The organism is Streptomyces sp. NPDC001204 (genome assembly GCF_053598035.1).
Window position 1 is genome coordinate 1 of the sequence record NZ_JBSFJL010000076.1, and the last position, 3,769, is coordinate 3,769.

Annotated in this window: 6 protein-coding genes and 1 pseudogene; 1 reads left to right on the forward strand and 6 read right to left on the reverse strand. The window is 71.4% G+C overall.

Annotation, left to right across the window (positions count from 1 at the left end; genetic code table 11):
- Positions 1 to 120: 120 nt before the first annotated feature.
- A pseudogene (locus tag ACWC91_RS41270) lies at positions 121 to 270 on the forward strand (IS5/IS1182 family transposase); the annotation flags it as partial.
- A gap of 408 nt (positions 271 to 678) precedes the next feature.
- Here the strand turns inward: ACWC91_RS41270 and ACWC91_RS41275 are convergent.
- The 6 genes from ACWC91_RS41275 to ACWC91_RS41300 all read right to left on the reverse strand — a co-directional run bounded on the left by ACWC91_RS41275 (position 679) and on the right by ACWC91_RS41300 (position 3,456).
- The gene (locus ACWC91_RS41275) at positions 679 to 834 is read right to left on the reverse strand and encodes a DUF6131 family protein (protein WP_365429353.1); all 156 of its coding nucleotides are present in this window, start codon (positions 832 to 834) and stop codon (positions 679 to 681) included.
- 87 nt (positions 835 to 921) lie between these two features.
- A complete protein-coding gene (locus ACWC91_RS41280) occupies positions 922 to 1,530 on the reverse strand; it encodes an Asp23/Gls24 family envelope stress response protein (RefSeq protein ID WP_390827810.1) in 609 nt (202 codons plus the stop codon).
- A gap of 28 nt (positions 1,531 to 1,558) precedes the next feature.
- A complete protein-coding gene (locus ACWC91_RS41285; RefSeq protein WP_450644939.1) occupies positions 1,559 to 2,200 on the reverse strand; it encodes a DUF6286 domain-containing protein in 642 nt (213 codons plus the stop codon).
- 118 nt (positions 2,201 to 2,318) lie between these two features.
- Entirely contained in the window at positions 2,319 to 2,732 is a 414-nt protein-coding gene (locus ACWC91_RS41290; protein WP_450644937.1) for an Asp23/Gls24 family envelope stress response protein, read from the reverse strand.
- The gene (locus tag ACWC91_RS41295; RefSeq protein WP_376608209.1) at positions 2,729 to 2,896 is read right to left on the reverse strand and encodes a hypothetical protein; all 168 of its coding nucleotides are present in this window, start codon (positions 2,894 to 2,896) and stop codon (positions 2,729 to 2,731) included. The genes ACWC91_RS41290 and ACWC91_RS41295 overlap by 4 nt, the downstream gene beginning before the upstream one ends.
- A gap of 77 nt (positions 2,897 to 2,973) precedes the next feature.
- Positions 2,974 to 3,456 carry an Asp23/Gls24 family envelope stress response protein gene (locus tag ACWC91_RS41300; RefSeq protein ID WP_450644941.1) on the reverse strand — a complete coding sequence of 161 codons (483 nt, stop codon included), beginning with the start codon at positions 3,454 to 3,456 and terminating at the stop codon, positions 2,974 to 2,976.
- Positions 3,457 to 3,769 lie beyond the last annotated feature (313 nt).

Consider the following 3,769-nt stretch of genomic DNA (forward strand, 5'->3'; position numbering starts at 1 on the left):
CAGCCACGTGATCATTCTGACGGTCCGGTACCGCCCAGCGCAGCAATACAGTGACGCCTCATCACAGGGCGAACGTTGCCTGATGCGGCACTAGGACGCCGCCCGGCCCGGCACGAGGAAGGCCGGCCGCGGGGCGGGCAGACCAGCAAGGTCCACCTGGCCGCCGACCGGAAGTGCCGCCCGCTGGCGTTCGTGTTGACCGCGGGACAGGCCGCGGACAGCCCGCAGTTCGTCCCCGTGCTGGGGCGGATATCCGCGCGGCCACCCGCCGTGAGTGGGCTGGCTCTGTGGCCCGTCCGAATCGGAACCGCTCGTGGCCGGAGACCGGATCCTGGCTCCTCTGCACGCCTTGCCCCGGGTCCTGGTCCGTCAGAACACACGCTGCGCAGTCTGGGGGCGCCTTGCACAACGCCGGAGTTGAGACCCTGCTTTGGTGTCGTGATGGCGGCGTCGATGCTGTGGTCGGGACGCTCGATGAGCCCGCCGGTATAGAGCAGCAGGGGCGAGCGGAGGGGCTTTCGAGCCGGTGCTCGGTGCGGTGGAACGTCAGAAGCCTTGGTGCTGGAGGACGTCGCGTTCCGTGAGGGGTGGCGCGCGCGTCGGAGGTGCGGGGGAGTAGTGGTGGGTGTCCGGCGTTGGACCAGGACAGGGTCCAGCCCGGACCGCCGTGGACGGGGTTCACCAGTAGTGGCGTCGTCCTGCGACGGCGTGCCCCATCGCGCCGAGGACCCACAGGATGGCTCCGACGACCGCCAGGATGATCCCGATGGTCCACAGGATGGCTATCCCGGTGACGAAGCCGACGACGAGCAGAATGATGCCCAGGATGATCATGATTTCTTCCTTGGGGGGCAGTGCCGCTTCCGCTGTGAACTGCGAAAGACCGCAAGGGCGTGGACACGGGAATGGTCCGTCTCCTCCTTACTCTGCGCGGTGTGGTTTGTGGCGGGCGACCTGTAGGCGGACCTCCGTGGGTATGTCAGGGATGCCAGTGGACCGGTGGGCGGTTCGGAGCGGGCCTTCGCAGAGGGCATCGAGGGCGGCGCCGGGTGCCCTCTGAGGGGTGAGGGTGAGCCTGACGCGGGTGCGCGGATCGGCAGGCCGGCCAGTGATGCGTACGGCCGCATGCTCAACCCCCGGCAGGGCACCGGCTTCGGCGGCGATCGCGTCGCTGAGCGCTCGGTCGCGCAGTTCGACGCCTTCCTGCGGGGGTGTGCCGCCGACGGACAGCGCTCCGGGGTGGCGTCGGCGCAGTTCGGCGAGCAGCCACCCCAGGGCGAGCAGGGCGACGAGGGCGAGGGCGGCGATGACGGCGGGCCACCACCACCAGCCCTGGCTGCTCCAGCGAGCCCGGTCGGCGGAGCCGAGCAGGACGTCGTCCGGGGTGGTCAGGGGCCAGCCGACGGGCGGGACCAGATCGTGTCGCCGGTAGACGCCGAACCCGGCGAAGAGGATCAGCAGGCCGCCGCCGAGCAGGACCAGTCCGGCAAGGGCCAGCAGACTGCGGTTGAGTACGGGTCGCGGCGTCATGGTGTGGCTCCGGGTCTGGGTTCTCCGGTCAGTTGGTGCGTTGCCGCACCCGTACGACGATGCGGGGAGGGCGGGCGAGGGTGAGCCGGTGGCGCTCCTCGTCGAGGACGGCGGTGAGGTCGTCCTTCACCTGTTGAGGGTCGCGGAAGCGGACGTCGGCGCGGGCTTTGACGCGGTGGCGGCGCACCCGGATGCGGGCCTTGCTGACCCCGGGTACTCGCATGGCGGCGTCGCGCAGCAGAGCGGCGGTGCCATCGCGGTCCAGGGAGGCGCGCAGCCCGGGCGCGGGGGAGCGCAGGGGCAGCCAGTGGCGTAGGCCAGGGGTGAGGGCCAGGACGATCAGCCAGATGCCGACGGCGGCGGCCACGGCGGCTCCCGTGAGCATCCACACGTCGTCCACGGGGCGGGTGGCCAGGGCGTCGGTCAGGTGCCGTCGCCAGGCTGCCGCGGGGCGTCCCGCCCGTACGGCGACGACGTCGGCCAGCGCTCCGACCGCCGCCACGAGGGTCACCGAGGCGACCAGCGCGGCCGGAATGCGGCGCGCGGACCACGGACGGTGGGTCCGGTGCCCTCTGTCGCGCTCGCCGGCAGTCAGGTTCGGCGAAGGCGTGTGGTGTTCGGGCGGACCGGGCTCTGTGGGCTCCCTCGGCTCCTGGGGCTCTTTCGTCATCGGGACCGCTGCACGGCGCGGGGATGGCGCGGAGTCGCGGGCGGGAGGGTCCGGGTCGGGTGTCATTCCGGTCCTCCTTCCTGCGTGGTGGGCCCGGTGGTGCGGGCCGGGTGGCTGGTCACAGGACCCGCCCCCGGTTCGCGCCGGAGGTGGCCACCAGCCGTCGGACGGTGAGGGTGACCTCTCCCACCCGCAAGCCGGTCAGCTGAGCCACCTGTTCGGCGACGTCCTGCTGGATCCGCTCGCAGACATGGGGGATGTCGGTGGGGTAGGGCAGTTCCATGGTCAGGTGGAGGCGCACCGATCCGCTCCGGACTGCGGCGGAGGCGCTGGGTGCCGCCGGTCCGCTCGGGCCGGGCGGGAGGGCGGCGCGACGGGACTGGGCCGTGCGTGCGGCTTGGGTGGCGATACGGGCGACCACCCTGTCCGGGATGACGGTGGCGCCCCGTTCGGCCGGAGGCGGCAGGCCGGCGGCCCGCGCCGATGGGCCGGATCCTTCGCCGGGAGGTGGGGCGCCGGGCAGGGTCCTCACCGTCGCCTCCGTGCGTGGAGGTCGAGGTCGCCCTGGGCGACGAGGCCGACGATCAGCCCCGCCGCCCCCAGGACCAGAACCAGCAGAAATGCCCAGAAGCCGCCGAAGTAACCGGCGAAGCCCAGGGCCATCCCCGCCGCGAGGCCCGTGGTCGCTGTGTTCATGATGCACTCACCCGTCTCGCGAGCGTCATCCGCGTGATCAGCCGCTTACGCCGGGACGCGGCGGTGGTCACGGCGGATCACCTAACGCGGCCCTCGTCCGTTTCGGACTCTTCCTCCTCGTCGGGAAGGTGGACGTCGTCGACGGCGATGTTCACCTCGACGACCTCCAGTCCCGTCATCCGCTCCACAGCGCTGATCACGTTGGTGCGCACGTCGCCGGCGACGTCGACGATGGAGACGCCGTACTCGACGACGACGTCCAGGTCCACGGCGGCCTGCCGCTCGCCGACCTCGACCTTCACCCCTTGTGTGACGCTGCCGCCTCCGCCGGGGACGCGTTCCCGCATGGCGCCGAAGGCGCGGGCCATGCCCGCCCCGAGGTTGTGGATGCCCGGTACCTCGCGGGCGGCCATGCCCGCGATCTTGGCCACTACGCCGTCCGCGATGGTGGTCTTCCCCCGGGTCTCGGCCGGAGCTCCGGCTCCGGTACGGCCCTTCAGCGCGCTCACGCCCGCATCGGGTCGGCGGTCCGCCCCGACGCTGGTGATGTTGTCCGTCATGGCGGTCGCCTCGATCGGTCGGTCGGACACCGGCGTGGTGCCCGTCGAAAGGTTGGACATGCGGGGCGGCAGACTTCTCACGAGCGTTCGATGTGATGTGCATCACATGTAAGGGGGTGGGTATGCGATTGTCCTGAACCATGAGCAGGAGCGGCATGATCGAACGGACCGGTTCTTCACCTCTGGGAGGCGACCTGCCGGATCGACTGCTGGCTGTGTGGGCTGCCGAGGGGGACGAGGACGCCTTCGCTGTTCTCGTCCGGCGGCACAGCCGGCCTCTGCTCGGTCTGGCCTGCTGCATGCTCGGTAACGC

Coding starts and splice junctions, on each gene's coding strand:
- ACWC91_RS41275 (WP_365429353.1), bottom strand. CDS start 834: ATGATCATCCTGGGCATCATTCTGCTCGTCGTCGGCTTCGTCACCGGG.
- ACWC91_RS41280 (WP_390827810.1), bottom strand. CDS start 1,530: ATGACGCCGCGACCCGTACTCAACCGCAGTCTGCTGGCCCTTGCCGGA.
- ACWC91_RS41285 (WP_450644939.1), bottom strand. CDS start 2,200: ATGACGAAAGAGCCCCAGGAGCCGAGGGAGCCCACAGAGCCCGGTCCG.
- ACWC91_RS41295 (WP_376608209.1), bottom strand. CDS start 2,896: ATGAACACAGCGACCACGGGCCTCGCGGCGGGGATGGCCCTGGGCTTC.
- ACWC91_RS41300 (WP_450644941.1), bottom strand. CDS start 3,456: ATGACGGACAACATCACCAGCGTCGGGGCGGACCGCCGACCCGATGCG.